Below are 14560 nucleotides of genomic sequence, written 5' to 3'. Positions count from 1 at the left end.
TCAAAGGTTCTTGCGAAAAAGGGTACCAGCCATAGAGACTGGCACCCTTTCTTTGTCAGCGCATATACGCCGAAAGCTTATGCTCCGGTGGTAGCTGCACCGAGGAAATCCATGCCAGGAATGGGGATGCCAGCAAAATCGGCAATCTTTTCGGCACTATAAGCAGTGGAAACCTTACGGTGCAGAAGGGGATACAGAGGTACGTATTCGGAAATCTTATCGAAGCACTCGTTCCAAAGCTTCTGCTGAGCGTCCGCATCGACTTCCTGACGTGCCTTGTCCATGAGGTCGTTGACCTCCTTGAACTGATCGGGGTTGCCCATCTGCCAGAACGTACGGGTCTTGGTAAAGGCGCCGTCAGCGTAGAACCAGCACATAAGCAGGTCGGGGTCATTACCAAAGCAAGAGGGATCGCCAGGAGCCAACAGTAAGTCGCCCCAACCCTCTGTGCTCACAAGGTCAGCATAGATGGCCGAAGACTGCTGGGTATTGATGGTGGTCTTAAAGCCAAGAGCATCAAGGTCTTCTTTGACCTGCGCTGCCATAGAGACAATCCAGCCGTGGTCGGTGGTGTTCAGGGTAATAGCGCCAGGGGTGACACCCGCGTCAGCCAAAAGCTTCTTTGCTTTCTCGGGGTCATAGGTGTAGACATTTGCTGCCTTGTTGTAGTTGGCAAACGTCTCGGGGATGTAGCAGCTAGCTGCAGTTGCCTGATTGAGCAGAACATTCTCAATCATCTTGGGGACATTGAGAGCGTAGAAGATGGCCTGGCGAGCAACATTGTTCTTCCAAGGATCCTTAGCGCAGTCAAATGCCAAGAAGGGCAGAGAGAAGCCCTGGATGGAGTCAACCTTAAGACCGGCACCGGTAAGCTGATCGATGGAGTCAGCAGGGACATTCTCCATCACCATTGTCGTGCCGTCCATTGCCGCAGTTACACGAGCGGTGTCGTCGACCATAGACGTGTAGGTAAGCTTCTCATCCTTTGCGGGGAACTTGCCGTTGTAATGCTCGTTAGGAACCAAGGTAACGGTAAGACCATCAGCACTGATCTCGTCAAACTTCCAAGGACCCGTGCAAATCGGCTTTGCTGTAGCGTCATCATCGCTCATGGATGTGGGGATGACGCCAAAGACAGCGAGGCGCTGCTTGATAAGACCAAACGGATACGCAAGTTTCACGGTGACGGTCTTGTCGTCTTTTGCCTCCAGCGCAGAGAAGGGAGTCAGGAAAGACTGATAGATATTGCCCTCAGCGCTTGCACGCTTAAAGGAGGAGACAACATCTTCTGCCTTGACGTCGGTGCCGTCGGAGAACTTTGCACCGTCGCGCAGAGTAATTTCATACGTAGTGTCGTCAACCTTGACGGGGTCATCAGCTGCAAGCTGGTTGTAGACCGAGAAGTCATGGAAGTCGAAACCGTATAGACCTTCCATCACATTGATGTTGACACCCATGCAAAATGCAGAGGAAGTCGTACCAGGGTGGAAGTTGTTGCCTGCATAGCCAGAACCAGCAGTGATGGTGCCGCCGCCTTTGCCAGCAGGTCCAGCTCCACTACCAGAACTGGAAGGAGCAGACTGACCACCGCATGCTGCGAGACCGAGCATAGCTGCTACCGCACCGGACGTACCAATAAACTGCCTACGAGAGATGGCTGACATGCATACCCCTTTCGAATGAGGTTACCCGACAACTATCGTCGATGACTGAACGAGCGCTTTTTGCGCACGCATTTGTTTAATAATGCAAACAACCTTGATGATGCGGCCATTGAATTTCGGCAGACGGTCATAATCTGCCCTGAGCGGGATACCACCTCATCAACTGGTACTATTATTGAATACCGATTTTATATTACCTAGCAAAATACTAGGTTGATTAAGCCAGCTTTTTACTTATTCATTTTTATAAATTTTTTATTTTTCGGCAGGATGTAGAAACTTGTCAATTTCAGCAAGACGCGCCTGCGTCTGACGACGACCCTGAAGATAGAGGTCGAGCAAGGGCGCTCCATCATGTTCATTGACAGAAACTTCTACAGGCTTATCAGGAGCGATAACGAGGATTTTTCCCTCTTCCTCAAGTTGCCACAAACGTTTACGCTGCTCGTTATAGCGGATATAACGTGTACGAAGCGCCTCAAGATAGTAGGGGTAATTGTCATAAAGATGTGAGCGAAGAGCAAGACGTTGAGATGAGGCAGCTTTTTGATACGTGCGGTCGCGGGTAAGCACGACAAGCGCTCGGTCTGCTGGTACATATCCTTCGGGAAGTGAGCCGGCTGCGCTTTCAAGTCCAAGCGCTGCTTCAAAGGCAACCGAATCGCCAGTACCGCCATCAAGATAGCGATGCCCGCCAAACTCAACCATACGAGAAACTACGGGCAGTGATGCAGAAGCACGCACCGCCAAAAAATCTTCTTTGCTACGCACAGGTAGGTAGGCAGCCGTACCAAACACGACATCAGTTGCTATTGCATAAAGCTCCAGAGGATTATCAAAAAATTCTTCATAATCGCAGGGGTCGAGTTTGTTTTGGACTTCGTCGTAGATAAACTCACCGCTTGCTAAATCACCTGTCTTGGCTAAAGACATAAAGGACATAAAGCGGCGATCATCCCGAAAGGCGAGCATGATGCGCATAGTGCGCCCAATCTGGCGACTCTTTACGTTAACAGCATTCATAGCACCAGCAGAGGTACCCCAAACACTGGCATACTCATCGCCCAGCCCTCGCTCCATCAACACATCGAGTACGCCTGCCGTAAAGATGCCTCGGTAGCCACCGCCTTCAAGCACCAAAGCGATGCGATTTTGTATGCTCATCTTGGCTCCTGTCTACATATATGCTTACTTGGGTAGAATAAACTACGTCAAAGCGTTATGCTGCGATGGTACTTTGAAATTCGCATGGTGGCCCTGTGCCCCTTTTTGACTGGTGCGCCACGGCGTGCCAGCGCTGGTGTGTAACTGCATGCCAGCGGCTTATTTTTTGGGGGCGACTGGTTTCGACAGGGTAATTCTGAGATGGGCAGCAGGTCGTGGTCTCCTCGCCACGTAAAACAGGGGTACAGTCAAAATTGAATTGACGACAACGTTCTTTCTTTTGAGCCTTCCATGGCTCTCGCCGCTTAATTAAGCCTGGCGCGTCTATCCGGGGAACACTCCCGCCCCCGGTGTGACGTCATCTAGGGAGATGCGCTTGCGGACGTAGTCGGTATGCCGCAAGCAAAGACTGAACCGACTGGGATACTGCGCGCTGGTCAGCGTGTGTACAGCATCCAAGATTAAATCGCTGGCTGAACCTGGAGACACCTGTCAGGGAGTTGCTTTGGACCGGAGTTCGATTCTCCGCGCCTCCACCATGACGTTTCAGGCTCCTATCGGCGTTTCCGCTGGTAGGGGTCTTATTTTATTAAGCCATTACTATCGGGAATTGACAAACATCCGCAGGTAAATACATGTGTTAAGCAACTATATAACAGATGGTTCAAGCTTCGACTCCTCCAACTGTTGATGGTTCAAACTTTGGCATGCCCATCCATAAAACCGCAGGTCAGAATTTGTGACAACTCGAAGAACGAACCATCCTTGCTGATTGACACCGAAACACGAACCGTCTGCGCTATTCGATACATAAGCAAGGCAATATGACATGTTAATTTGCGTTGCTTGCAGCAACGCAAAGAGCGTCTATCGTGAGTACGGAAGGAGGTTTTTAATAATGCTAAACGAAAATATCAAAGCGCTGAGAAAATCTAAGGGACTTTCGCAGGACGACCTTGCTATCAAGCTGAACGTGGTGCGGCAAACGGTTTCAAAATGGGAACGAGGCCTATCGGTCCCTGATTCTGAAATGCTTATTTCCATATCAGATGTATTCGAAGTCCCCACAAGCACACTGCTTGGCGAGAACGTAACGGTAACTGAAACTGACGAACTAAAGGTCATATCAGAAAAGCTTGAGGTCATTAACTTTCAACTAGCACAACAGAAAGAGGCTAGGAGAAAGCACCTTCGATGGTTTTTGATTCTACTATGCGTTGCAATTGTCATCATCTTTGCAGTTCTATTAGGAATAGACGGATCGTATTTGGAATGGGACTATAGCAATCCTGAGACTGCTGTGATAGGAACCATTATCCATAGCTTTGAATGGGCTTTTGTCAGACTTGCCCCTATTGTTTTGGTTGGCGCAGGCATCGGGATAATCCTCATAGAAAAAAAGAGTTATTAGCAAGCCTGCTGAAGATAAGAGTCTTGAGCAGTCAGATCAGAATCGATCGCTTATACACCTGCCAAAGTATTCTTAGTTGCGCTCAATTTTGCTGCGGTTGATTGTCGTCACTAATAAAAGAGTATTAGCGCTCGTTATCGTTCCTTGGCTTAAGGTCGATGCGTTCGCTGCCATCCTGGCGCTCAAGGACTAAGCACTAACCACAAGGCGCCCACTGGCATCGCAGCTTAAAGCCGAATGGCGTGATGAAGCAAAAAGTGGAAAATGCGGCGATGTGATTGCCCAAAGAAAACGCCGCCCCTAACTAAATAGGAACGGCCGCTCTCTTCACTCTACAAAAGTGATTTGGAGATGGCTTGACCTATTGCAGTAGGTGCCGTCCGTCTTACGTTGTAGCATCAGCTGCAATGTAAGCCCACGACGAACAGAGAAAATCATGATTGCCGTATAGGAGCATGGTGAGCTGCTTACGGGTAAAAGAGTGCCTACTGAACCACCTATAGGAAAAAAAGAAGTCGCCATCACATTTATATACAAAACGCTCTTATCAAGCACACATCAAAGCGCTGCAAAAGTTTATTCCATAATGTGGACAATGCGACGATCGGGTACAAACCAGATAACGTTGACCACAAAGTAAAAAAGCACGGCAACCCAAGGCAGCCAAAACGCTATCACAGCGCCACTTGCATAGAAACACATCGATACGCGCTCCTTGATGCGCTCGCCTAGCCTGTCGTCAAGGCTATACCGTGCACCGCGCTGCTTTGCCTCTTCACGTTCGCACTCAACTACACAGTGTTCAAGATACACATAGGTCCGATTGCATGCCAGCAAAATGACACCAAAAAAAGATACTGTATGCGGAGCAAGCATATAGAGTGCCACCCAGCCCGTCGCAAAGCTCACCAGACTCAGCGCAAAAAGCCATGCCATATTTGCCCACATGATTTTTTCAGAAACTTTTTCAATGGTATGAATCAGATGATGGTGGTTGCCCCAATAGATACCAATCACGATAAAGCTTATTGCATAACAGAAAAAAGCAGGAACTTGTACCAAGAGATTGGCATACGTATCTCCTTCTGGCAGTCGAAATGTCAGCAGGGTAATCGTAATAAAAATTGCAATACAGCCATCAGAAAAAGCTTCAAGTCTATCTGTTGTCATGCGTCACACCGCCGTCAAACTCATAAGCACCCGTATTAAAAAGGCGACCCCGCAGGGCCGCCTCTACCATACACATTGTAAGAAGTACTAATCCTCAACCAGCTCGAACATATCAGCACCGACGCCGCAGACGGGGCAGACATAGTCATCAGGCAGCTCGGGAGTGTCGACGGTAACTTCATAGCCACAAACAGTGCAGCGGAACGTGTAGGTCTTCTCGTCAGCCATAATGGCTCCTCTCTCGACGGTTTGCGCACCTTGCGCTTGCAGGTAGGATACCACGTATGAGAAATTTTAAACACAGATAGAAAATGTTTTCGCCCTCTAATACCGACTACGTTCCTTCAGTACGCGCTGCATCTCACAACAGAAATGGCTAGGTAGATGTAATTAACAAACTGCCTTAAATTTTCCAATCAACTCAGTCATTGCTGGCAAATCGTCAGTCAGTTTTAATACCGCACTTCCCACAAACACACCGTCTGCACCAGCGTCACGTACCATTTTTGCTTCTTTTGGACTATGCACACCCACACCGCAATATATTGGATTCTTTAAGCCCCGGTTCCTAAGATAGTTGATACAAGACGCAAGATCGGGGTGTTTTGCATTGATCTGCGCTTGCGTGGGAACTGCCTGAAGATAGCAAAAGCCATTTGATGAAAGTGCTAACTCTACATCAGTCTCTGGCAGATCAAAGGGAACGTAGCAGCTAACATGTACACCGCCTGCAATCAGAGCATCTTTTACGTCATCGCCTGTAAGACCTGTCACGATAACATCAAGCAAATCATTCTCACGGCAGAAAGCACAGAATTTTTCGATGCCAATTTCTACAATGCTGCTTTCATAAATAGTCAGCAAAATGGCTTTACTTGGCAATTCACTCTTAATTTGGGCAACGGCTTCAAGATACTTATCTAGATCGTTACAATGCTCAAGAGCTTTTTTCATACGTTGCTGAATATACGGAGCATCTACAAAGGGATTGGAAGAAGGAAAATCAATCTCTAGGGTATCCACACCCGCATCAGCATATGCGTGAGCCAGTCGATTGGCACTCTTAAAATCAGGATATCCGCCCGAGAAATAACAAATCAATTTCATCTTTTTCTCTTCTCTAGCCAAGGTAGGCCTTTTCTATAAGCTCGGCAAATTGAGGAACCGTTGGAATAATGGGGTTGGTCTTAGTGCAACCATCAGCAAGCGATAGACGTGCCATATCATCAAGAACTGCCATAAAGGCATCCTTATCAGGCACAATTTCACGAATGCAATGGGGAATGCCCACTGCTATATTCAGCTCGCGCACATACTGCGCAAGATTATCAGTACCGATTAATGCGCCAAAATCGGTATAGATTTGCTTTGCTCTTAAATCTTGGCTGTTCCATTCAATGGTATAAGGGAGCAGGATTGCGCAAATACGACCATGAGCCATGGGGAAAAACCCTGCAATGGTCTGTGCCATCGAATGATCAATGCCAAGAGAGACATTAGTAAAAGCAAGCCCTGCCGTCATAGAAGCATTTGCCATCATTTCGCGAGCTTCCATATTATTGCCATCGGCATAGGCTTTAGGAAGCCAGGTAACGATATCTTTTGCAGCAGCTATCGCCAGAATATTGGACACATAATTGGCACGATTAGAAACGAGCGCCTCGATTGCATGAGTCAGCGCATCCATACCCGTTTCCGCAGTAACATGTGCAGGCATTGAGCAGGAAACCAGAGGATCAACAATTGCGATATCTGGCATCATTTCCATATCACCAAGGCCGTGCTTATGACCTGTTTCATCATCGGAAATTACCACTGAACGGGAGACTTCACTTGCAGTTCCACTAGTAGAAGGGATGCACATAAAGCGTGCTTTTGCACGCAGTTTAGGCAACGGCTTGGTACTCAATATTTTATCAAGCGTATCAAGTTCTGGATGCTCGTACATGACCCACATCGTCTTTGCGGCATCCATTACTGAACCACCTCCCAACGCACAAATTAGATCTGGCTGCCATTCAGTCATTACATTTGCGCCAGCTTTAACAGTCGCAAAGTGGGGATCTGGCTCAACACCTTCAAAGACCGTAGTTTGAGCACCATTAGCGTGAAAATACTCTTCCACTTTTGCAAGAGTGCCGTTTTTTTCAACACTCTTACCACCAATGACAATGATTGCTCGCTTGCAATATACGGAAGTCTTGATGTATTCGAGGCTTCCTTTGCCAAACATAAGCTCACTTCCTGCAAGCTTCATGGGACGCATCATATTCTTCTCTCCGTTCTTACAGTGCTATATCACTGCTTACAAAAACAACTTTGTTTTAGCGGCTTGAAAAAAGCTCGTGTGCAAGGTCGTAGTCAACGGGTGCCGATAACACTCCGCCAGGTTTAGTATTTGTACCGATAATGGCACCGTCTGCGATAGACAATTGATCAGCAATAGACTTGGCAGTAACGCCGGATCCCACAAAAACAGGAACCTGTACTACATTTTTTACTCGCGTGACAAGCTCCATAGGAGTCGCCATACCCGTCGTCAAACCCGTAACAATAATGCCATCGGCTCCACAGGCAACCGCATTAGCTGCAGACTCCTCGATAGAGGTCTCTGGCAACAGCATGCGTGAGTGCTTAACTTGGATATCTGCCAAAACAAAAATATCCTCAGCATGCAGGCGGGCCTTCGTCTGCATAACAATTTGGGCAGACGGACCAATCGTTCCGCAAAAGTTGACTACCGTATCAACAAAGACTGGGCAGCGCACAAACTGTGCCCCAGCGCTTACGGCAACCGCAACTGCAGCTTCGCCGTCGGAGAAAGCAGCATCAACTCCTACGGGGATAGACACTGAGTGGCAAACCAAAGAAGTGACAGCTGCAAGTGCAGCAACCTCAACCTTGTTAAGCTCTGCTGGCAAAGGCAAATCATTCATATTTTCAACAATAACTGCATCTGCACCAGCGCGCTCAAGAGTGCGTGCATCCTCAATTGCCTGCGTGACCACTTTGTCCATATTGCCATCAAAATTTGCAGCACCAGGAAGAGCTAGGCAATGAACCATTCCGATAGCGGTTTTTCCGTTTAACGGAAATAGCGTTTTACTCATAAGACATCCTTTCTTCTATGCGCCAAAGCGCTGGTTATAGCGGTAAGCGCCCTCTAGAGCAACACGACACAGCAGATCTTCTGCATCGGTGCGTGCCTTCCCTTGGAGTGCAGCTTTAAGATTTTCAAGAACTGTTGCCACGGTAAGGGAACAAGCTTTTACGCCCATGAGACGACAAACCGTAAGCATGCAGGATGTTTCCATATCGACCCCGCCCACATGCAAGTTATGAAGCTCGTGAAAGATCTTGCTTATATCGCGGCCAAACTCACGCGAAAATTTTGAATCATGCATCTGGGTATAAAAGCCATCCATGGAGCATGAAATCCCATTGCTGCTGCGATGACCATAGTCATGTACCACTTCATTCATCACGTTGATAAGATCAAAGTCAGCAACGGCAGGAAACGATTTATCCACATAGGTATCGCTTGTCGCTTCACGCCTCATAGCAGCTACGGGTACAAAAAATTCGCCCAGCATATCATCATCCAGCGACATGACGGTCCCCATACGGATGGCTACGCGCATGCCAGATGCGTACATCTCTTCCACCGCAACCGCTGCCGTAGGAGCCCCCATACCAGTTGAAGTCACCGTTACCGGCACGTCTTTATAACTGCCGGTATAAGTATTAAATTCACGATTAAAAGCAACTTTCTTAGGTCTATCAAGATAATCTTTGACAACTTCAACACGCCAAGGATCGCCTGAAAAAATAACGGTAGGGGCAATCGTACTAGAATCTCCGCCCATATACAGTGTTCCCATAGTGAAACCTCTTTTATCTATTGTTGCCTTCATCGAACGACATTGATTTACGGAAAGCCGTAAAGCGTTCAAGCAGCTCCATCTCATCAGGCACTCCTGCGCAGCAGCCCTCTTTTTCAAGTACGAATGCTGAAAGGGTCGCCCCTAAAGCACAGCAATCCTTGAGGTCATAACCACGCAGGTAGCCATAGATAAATCCCGACATATACGCATCGCCACTACCTGTAGCATCCACAATTTCGTCTACGGGACAACAGCCCAAGCTGCCGTGCTCGATTGTCCCATCAGGAAGTTTTGCAGCATAGCAAGAGCCATTCGCTCCTTTTGTAGTCACAATGACTTTTGCCTCATATTCAAAAAGCTCTTCGATGCTCCCTAAAGCAAACTGATCTACTAGATAATCGCGCTCGCCTTCATTGGAGAAAATCACTTGACTCCCCCTGAGTAATTGGAGAAGAAAGCTCTGCGGGAAGGCATCAAAGTCACATTTCATGCCAAACGCCACTGGCACCTTATGCGTCTTACACTGATGAAAGAATTCTTCATTATCAGGCCGAGAGCCGACTGTAATAACAGCTAAGCTAACTCCCTCAAAAAGCTTTTCAGGCAGCTTGTGGGCATAGCAAGCATCCATTGAGCCCGGATAAAAGAGACAGATATGTTGGCCTTCCGGATCTTCCACCATGTATGAAAGGGAGGTAATTTCACTAGGTATAACTTCAATCGCATATGTACGGACATTTCCCTTCTCAAGAAAAGCCCTAAAACCATTGTTCTCCCAATCATTACCAACACGCAACACAGGCGCCGCTGCAACACTGAGCTGCGCTAAAGCATAGGCAATATTTACCGAGCATCCGCCGTAATTTATGGTGTTGCAGCTCGCGTTAGAAATGAGGGAAGTGTATCCAACGCGCACAGGTGTCTTTACTCTTACCATATGATCCATGCTCACATAACCACTCGTTAGTACTTCAGTGGCTATTGGCAAACTATCACCTGTCATTACAGTTCCCCCCTCTCCAGCTTTTCAAATAGCTCCTCTTGAGTAATGACGCTACCTAGGTATTTATCGATATCTTGCAGGTTTACCTCATTTACTATCTGGGAATTAGTTGCTACGCATTCCCTTACAACTATTGGTTCGTAGTTAAGGTTGAACGCATCGGTAACCGTAGCCCGGATACAGCAATTTGTCTTGGTACCTACAATGACCAGGTTTTTTATGTCGTGTTCACGCAAGACCAAATCCAAATCAGTTCCAAAAAAACCGCTGTATCGTCTTTTATTGATGATGTAATCACACTCAGGATCCACCCTAAGCATGTCATCGATTTCGTCACCCCAACTTCCCTCAATAGAATTCGGGCGCATAGATGAAGATTTAGCATCGGGCTTATTTGCACGAGTAAAATGCCTTAGAAAAATTACCAACCTCTTACTATCGTGAAATTTCTTTAGAACCTCCGCGATACGGGGAAGCACTTCCCTATTTTGTGGGTAATAAACCAGCCCTGCAGGGTTAGTAAAGTCACGCAGCATATCTACAATCAAAAGAGCAGTCTGGTCATGATTTTTTGCATCGATTGCCGCAGATGTTGTTTTACTAGCCATTTGCAAACCCCCTAACCTTGACGTGGCGGCGCTGACTAACGGAAGCCACAAAGAGCGCGACCACCATCACGATGTAGGGAATAACATCAAAGAGACCTGCTATAGGACCCGCAAAAACAGCGAAATTAATTGCTAGGGAACGGGCTAATCCAAAGAGAACAGCATAAATAGAGGAGATAAAGGGATCGCCTCGGCCACAATAAATAGCGGCAATTGCAATAAATCCTCGCGCCGCAGTCATACCATTTGTATAAAGACCCAAACGCTCGGTAGAGAGATTAACGCCCGCGAGACCACAGCAAAGCGCCCCAATAAGCACAGCACACCACTTGTACAAATCTGTCTTAAGGCCGAGACTCTTTGCCGCATCTTCATTTTCACCGACCACACGTACATAGGTGCCAAATTTTGTACGATACATCAGCATCCATGTCAGCCAAACACCAATAAAAGCAACATACGTTAGGAAGGGATGTCCTGAGAGAAGAGAGCCTAGAAGTGGTATAGATTCGATATAGGGGATATGAATCTGAAGATCTGCCACACTAAAATGTGAAAGCGTGAGGTTTGACTCACCCATTTGCACCAAAATGAAACTTGCAATTGCTGTTGCTAACAAATTAAGTGCAAGGCCGACAACAATAACATTGCCCTTGAAAGTCACTCCAAACAACGAAAACATCACGCCAAAAACCAACGCTACAATTACCCCAGCAATAAATCCCAATAATAAATTGCCTGTAATAAATGTCACATATACTGAAAAAAATGCGCCAATACCCATCATTCCTTCGAGCGCAATATTGAGCACATTTGCTTTAAAGGCAAATACACCTCCGATAACGCACAAAATAATTGGAGCACTATGGTAAATAGTGTCGTACAGAATGTTACCGAGGAGCTGCATACTAGACCTCCTCTTGAACTGAAATTTGATCAGACGTAGTTTTCTTGTGGCGAGCTTTATATGTGTGTATTGCTTGCGAGATTTTGCCGCTTACTCCAAAACGCTCATCAACAAACTTGATAGCTAAGAAAAGAATAATCAGACCTTGAATAACTGAAACTATCTCTTTCGGAACGGTGGAGTAAATATTGATGCTATCTGCTCCAGTTTTAAGCGCTGCATAAAGAATAGCCGCCACCAGAATTCCGATAGGTGAGTGCCCACCAAGCAGAGATACCAACATGCCATCCCAGCCAAGGCCAGGATTACCTGAAAAGTCCAAGGTATACTTGAATTTTTCGCTCATCATCCAGCCAGCACCCGCAAGACCTGAAAGTGCCCCAGAGATTATCATTAAAATAATTATTTTGCGGGTGGTGCGCATACCCATAGCTTCAGAGAAAGTCGCACTCTTCCCCATTGCGGTAATTTCGTAGCCTAACTTACTGTGCTTCATTATCAAATAGATAATGATAAAGGCGACCAAGGCTATAAATACAAAGGGTGTAATGCGAAAATTGCCTATTCGGTTGAACATTGCATTTGTATGGATTGTAGGAGTACATACATAGCCTGAGGCAGTATCGCGAAATACACCAGTTGCTAAGTACTCCAAAATCTTCTGGAGAGCGTAGTTAAGCATCAAGGTAACTACCATCTCATCTACGTGAAAAACTGCTTTAAGCACAGCTGGAAGCAGCGCAAAGAGGACACCAAAAAGTATGCCCGTAAGAAGGCAGATGGCCTGCATAGAGAGAACATCCATCTGTGCAGAGAGACTCGCTCCCACGATACCCGCAAAGAATCCGCCAAGAACACACGAGCCTTCAACTGCCATGTTGTATATATTTGCCTTGAATGTCACTGCGATTGCCAAGCCCGTCAGCACTAATGGCATCGCGTAGTGCAAGGTGTTCATAAAGCCTTTTGGCGTCAGTAAAGATTTCTCAAAAAGAAGGGTATACGTAGCCAAAGGGTCTTCACCAATGCAGGCAATAATAATTGCGCCGATTATAAGAGCAAGCAGAACAGGAAGAACTGAGTTTAAAACGGCTTTTTTTAGATTATTACGATTGGTTCTCTTCATCGCCTACCTCCTTTCTTTCTGATTTTTGCTCCTCGGCCGAGATTCCCGCCATCAGCAGGCCCACCTCTCGACTCGTAACCTTTTTAGGATCCACTTCACCTGCGATTTTTCCGCGATACATAACGAGTACTCTGTCTGAAAGGCCTAGCACCTCAGAAAGCTCACTGGACACCAACAGCACTGACTGGCCGGCATTACGAAAATCAAGCAATTTAGCATGGATAAATTCTTCTGATCCAATATCAACACCACGCGTAGGCTGACAGGCAATAAGGAAATGTGGATTGCTTTCGAGTTCACGAGCAACAATGAGTTTTTGCGCATTTCCACCAGAAAGAGCGCCTACATCACCGTTAACATCACCCGTACGGACAGCAAAGGCTTCAAGAAGACGATCACGCTTTGTCTTAATTGCTCTGCTATCCAAAAAGCCATGATGACAAACTTCGGATCGATCGTGATAGCCTGCTATCGCGTTATCAGCAATGCTCATTGTTCCACATAGACCCTCTAGACCTCGATCTTCCGGAATAATACCTATCCCAACATGGCGAAGCTGATCAGGCCACCAATTGGTGATATCGTTACCTTTAAGAAATACTTTTCCTGCTGTAGCCTCCATCGTCCCCGATAAAAGGCTTACTAGTTCTGATTGACCATTGCCCTCAACACCTGCAATGCCAAGAATCTCTCCTTTATGAACCTCAAATGAAACTCCAAAGAGAACTTCGTTGCCATACCCATCAATCGTGCGTAGATTTTCAACGTAATACATAATGTTGTCAGAGGGTGCTTGGACCGAGCCATCATTAACTGCATGGGCCACCTTGCGACCCACCATTAGTTGGGCAAGTTCCACTTCATTTGTCTCGCTTGTCTTAAGCTGGCCAACAACTTTTCCAGCTTTGATAACGGTAACGTTGTCGGACAACGCCATGACCTCACGCAACTTGTGCGTAATGACGATGATAGTTTTGCCTTGAGAGCGTAGTTTGCGAAGATTCTCAAAGAGTCCGTCAACTTCTTGAGGGGTAAGCACCGCCGTTGGCTCATCCAAAATAAGGATATCGACATTGCGATATAACATTTTGAGAATCTCTACCCGCTGACGTTCGCCAACGGAAATGTCTTCAACCTTATCCTCAGGATTCAGCTCAAAGTCATAATCGTCAATCAATGCGCGTACAACTTCAATTTCTTTACGTGTATCAATCAGCGGGGAATTTGCCGATTTCTTAATCTCGGCTCCTAGCAGAATATTCTCATAGACCGTAAGACTAGGTACAAGCTTAAAGTGTTGGTGCACCATGCCAAGGCCTAGGTTAATCGCATCGGTAGGACTGTCAATCTGAACTTCTTTACCGCGGAGCAGAAGTGTGCCGCTCGTAGGACGCAACATCCCATAGAGCATATTCATCAATGTTGATTTGCCTGCACCGTTTTCGCCGACAATGCAGCGGATTTCCCCCTCTTTGATTGAGAGGTCAATGTGATCATTGGCAACAAAGTCACCAAACTTCTTTGTTAAGCCGATTGTTTGGATAATATTCATCTGCCATACATCTCCGTATGGTTGAGGTGGAACACATAGACATAAAAACGCATGAAATAAGAGGGGATGCA

Annotated in this window: 14 protein-coding genes and 1 other RNA gene; 2 read left to right on the top strand and 13 right to left on the bottom strand. The window is 46.7% G+C overall.

The genetic code is table 11. From position 1 onward, the window contains the following. Nucleotides 1-77 precede the first annotated feature (77 nt). Complete coding sequence (locus BN4314_RS04975; protein ID WP_021735739.1) at nucleotides 78-1664, bottom strand: ABC transporter substrate-binding protein; 1587 nt, start codon at nucleotides 1662-1664, stop codon at nucleotides 78-80. 255 nt (nucleotides 1665-1919) lie between these two features. Then, nucleotides 1920-2828, bottom strand: a complete 909-nt coding sequence (locus tag BN4314_RS04970; RefSeq protein WP_068540145.1) for a patatin-like phospholipase family protein — start codon at nucleotides 2826-2828, stop codon at nucleotides 1920-1922. Nucleotides 2829-2996: 168 nt separating this feature from the next. Here BN4314_RS04970 and ssrA point away from each other — a divergent pair. Together ssrA and BN4314_RS04960 are read left to right on the top strand one after the other, a co-directional pair. After that, nucleotides 2997-3367: a transfer-messenger RNA gene (gene ssrA, locus BN4314_RS04965) on the top strand. Nucleotides 3368-3726: 359 nt separating this feature from the next. Then, nucleotides 3727-4239 (top strand): helix-turn-helix domain-containing protein, encoded by a 513-nt coding sequence (locus BN4314_RS04960; RefSeq protein WP_021735736.1) that lies wholly within the window; start codon nucleotides 3727-3729, stop codon nucleotides 4237-4239. Between the two features lie 576 nt (nucleotides 4240-4815). On the opposite strand, the gene BN4314_RS04955 is transcribed toward BN4314_RS04960, so the two are convergent. The 11 genes from BN4314_RS04955 to BN4314_RS04905 all read right to left on the bottom strand — a co-directional run bounded on the left by BN4314_RS04955 (nucleotide 4816) and on the right by BN4314_RS04905 (nucleotide 14489). Then, nucleotides 4816-5409, bottom strand: a complete 594-nt coding sequence (locus tag BN4314_RS04955) for a TMEM175 family protein (RefSeq protein ID WP_068540143.1) — start codon at nucleotides 5407-5409, stop codon at nucleotides 4816-4818. Nucleotides 5410-5496: 87 nt separating this feature from the next. Further along, nucleotides 5497-5637, bottom strand: a complete 141-nt coding sequence (locus tag BN4314_RS04950; protein ID WP_021735716.1) for a rubredoxin-like domain-containing protein — start codon at nucleotides 5635-5637, stop codon at nucleotides 5497-5499. Between the two features lie 162 nt (nucleotides 5638-5799). Next, nucleotides 5800-6537, bottom strand: coding sequence for a tryptophan synthase subunit alpha (gene trpA, locus BN4314_RS04945; protein WP_232309717.1), 738 nt, complete (start codon nucleotides 6535-6537; stop codon nucleotides 5800-5802). Then, entirely contained in the window at nucleotides 6530-7678 is a 1149-nt protein-coding gene (locus BN4314_RS04940; RefSeq protein WP_035098581.1) for an iron-containing alcohol dehydrogenase, read from the bottom strand. The genes trpA and BN4314_RS04940 overlap by 8 nt, the downstream gene beginning before the upstream one ends. 55 nt (nucleotides 7679-7733) lie before the next feature. Continuing rightward, nucleotides 7734-8519, bottom strand: a complete 786-nt coding sequence (locus tag BN4314_RS04935) for a BtpA/SgcQ family protein (RefSeq protein WP_021735775.1) — start codon at nucleotides 8517-8519, stop codon at nucleotides 7734-7736. A gap of 15 nt (nucleotides 8520-8534) precedes the next feature. Continuing rightward, a complete protein-coding gene (locus BN4314_RS04930; RefSeq protein WP_021735680.1) occupies nucleotides 8535-9290 on the bottom strand; it encodes a nucleoside phosphorylase in 756 nt (251 codons plus the stop codon). A gap of 13 nt (nucleotides 9291-9303) precedes the next feature. Beyond that, on the bottom strand, nucleotides 9304-10296 hold the full coding sequence (locus BN4314_RS04925) for a carbohydrate kinase family protein (protein WP_021735750.1): 993 nt from the start codon (nucleotides 10294-10296) through the stop codon (nucleotides 9304-9306). Next, nucleotides 10296-10904 carry a cysteine hydrolase family protein gene (locus tag BN4314_RS04920; RefSeq protein ID WP_021735686.1) on the bottom strand — a complete coding sequence of 203 codons (609 nt, stop codon included), beginning with the start codon at nucleotides 10902-10904 and terminating at the stop codon, nucleotides 10296-10298. Before BN4314_RS04920 ends, BN4314_RS04925 begins: the two co-directional genes overlap by 1 nt. Continuing rightward, nucleotides 10897-11811: an ABC transporter permease gene (locus BN4314_RS04915; protein WP_021735803.1), complete on the bottom strand. Its 915-nt coding sequence runs from the start codon at nucleotides 11809-11811 to the stop codon at nucleotides 10897-10899. Before BN4314_RS04915 ends, BN4314_RS04920 begins: the two co-directional genes overlap by 8 nt. 1 nt (nucleotide 11812) lies before the next feature. Next, entirely contained in the window at nucleotides 11813-12937 is a 1125-nt protein-coding gene (locus BN4314_RS04910; RefSeq protein ID WP_021735779.1) for an ABC transporter permease, read from the bottom strand. Then, on the bottom strand, nucleotides 12918-14489 hold the full coding sequence (locus tag BN4314_RS04905) for an ABC transporter ATP-binding protein (protein ID WP_021735706.1): 1572 nt from the start codon (nucleotides 14487-14489) through the stop codon (nucleotides 12918-12920). The genes BN4314_RS04910 and BN4314_RS04905 overlap by 20 nt, the downstream gene beginning before the upstream one ends. Between the last annotated feature and the right edge of the window lie 71 nt (nucleotides 14490-14560).

It is taken from the genome of Olegusella massiliensis (assembly GCF_900078545.1).
GTDB classification, from domain to species: domain Bacteria; phylum Actinomycetota; class Coriobacteriia; order Coriobacteriales; family Atopobiaceae; genus Olegusella; species Olegusella massiliensis.
The sequence above is the reverse complement of the archived record's forward strand: the minus strand, read 5'-3'. Positions and strand labels throughout refer to the sequence as shown.

Excerpts from the sequence above, each read along its gene's own strand:
- BN4314_RS04975 (WP_021735739.1), bottom strand. The coding sequence starts at position 1,664 with ATGTCAGCCATCTCTCGTAGGCAGTTTATTGGTACGTCCGGTGCGGTA.
- BN4314_RS04970 (WP_068540145.1), bottom strand. The coding sequence starts at position 2,828 with ATGAGCATACAAAATCGCATCGCTTTGGTGCTTGAAGGCGGTGGCTAC.
- BN4314_RS04960 (WP_021735736.1), top strand. The coding sequence starts at position 3,727 with ATGCTAAACGAAAATATCAAAGCGCTGAGAAAATCTAAGGGACTTTCG.
- BN4314_RS04955 (WP_068540143.1), bottom strand. The coding sequence starts at position 5,409 with ATGACAACAGATAGACTTGAAGCTTTTTCTGATGGCTGTATTGCAATT.
- BN4314_RS04950 (WP_021735716.1), bottom strand. The coding sequence starts at position 5,637 with ATGGCTGACGAGAAGACCTACACGTTCCGCTGCACTGTTTGTGGCTAT.
- BN4314_RS04940 (WP_035098581.1), bottom strand. The coding sequence starts at position 7,678 with ATGATGCGTCCCATGAAGCTTGCAGGAAGTGAGCTTATGTTTGGCAAA.
- BN4314_RS04935 (WP_021735775.1), bottom strand. The coding sequence starts at position 8,519 with ATGAGTAAAACGCTATTTCCGTTAAACGGAAAAACCGCTATCGGAATG.
- BN4314_RS04930 (WP_021735680.1), bottom strand. The coding sequence starts at position 9,290 with ATGGGAACACTGTATATGGGCGGAGATTCTAGTACGATTGCCCCTACC.
- BN4314_RS04925 (WP_021735750.1), bottom strand. The coding sequence starts at position 10,296 with ATGACAGGTGATAGTTTGCCAATAGCCACTGAAGTACTAACGAGTGGT.
- BN4314_RS04920 (WP_021735686.1), bottom strand. The coding sequence starts at position 10,904 with ATGGCTAGTAAAACAACATCTGCGGCAATCGATGCAAAAAATCATGAC.
- BN4314_RS04915 (WP_021735803.1), bottom strand. The coding sequence starts at position 11,811 with ATGCAGCTCCTCGGTAACATTCTGTACGACACTATTTACCATAGTGCT.
- BN4314_RS04910 (WP_021735779.1), bottom strand. The coding sequence starts at position 12,937 with ATGAAGAGAACCAATCGTAATAATCTAAAAAAAGCCGTTTTAAACTCA.
- BN4314_RS04905 (WP_021735706.1), bottom strand. The coding sequence starts at position 14,489 with ATGAATATTATCCAAACAATCGGCTTAACAAAGAAGTTTGGTGACTTT.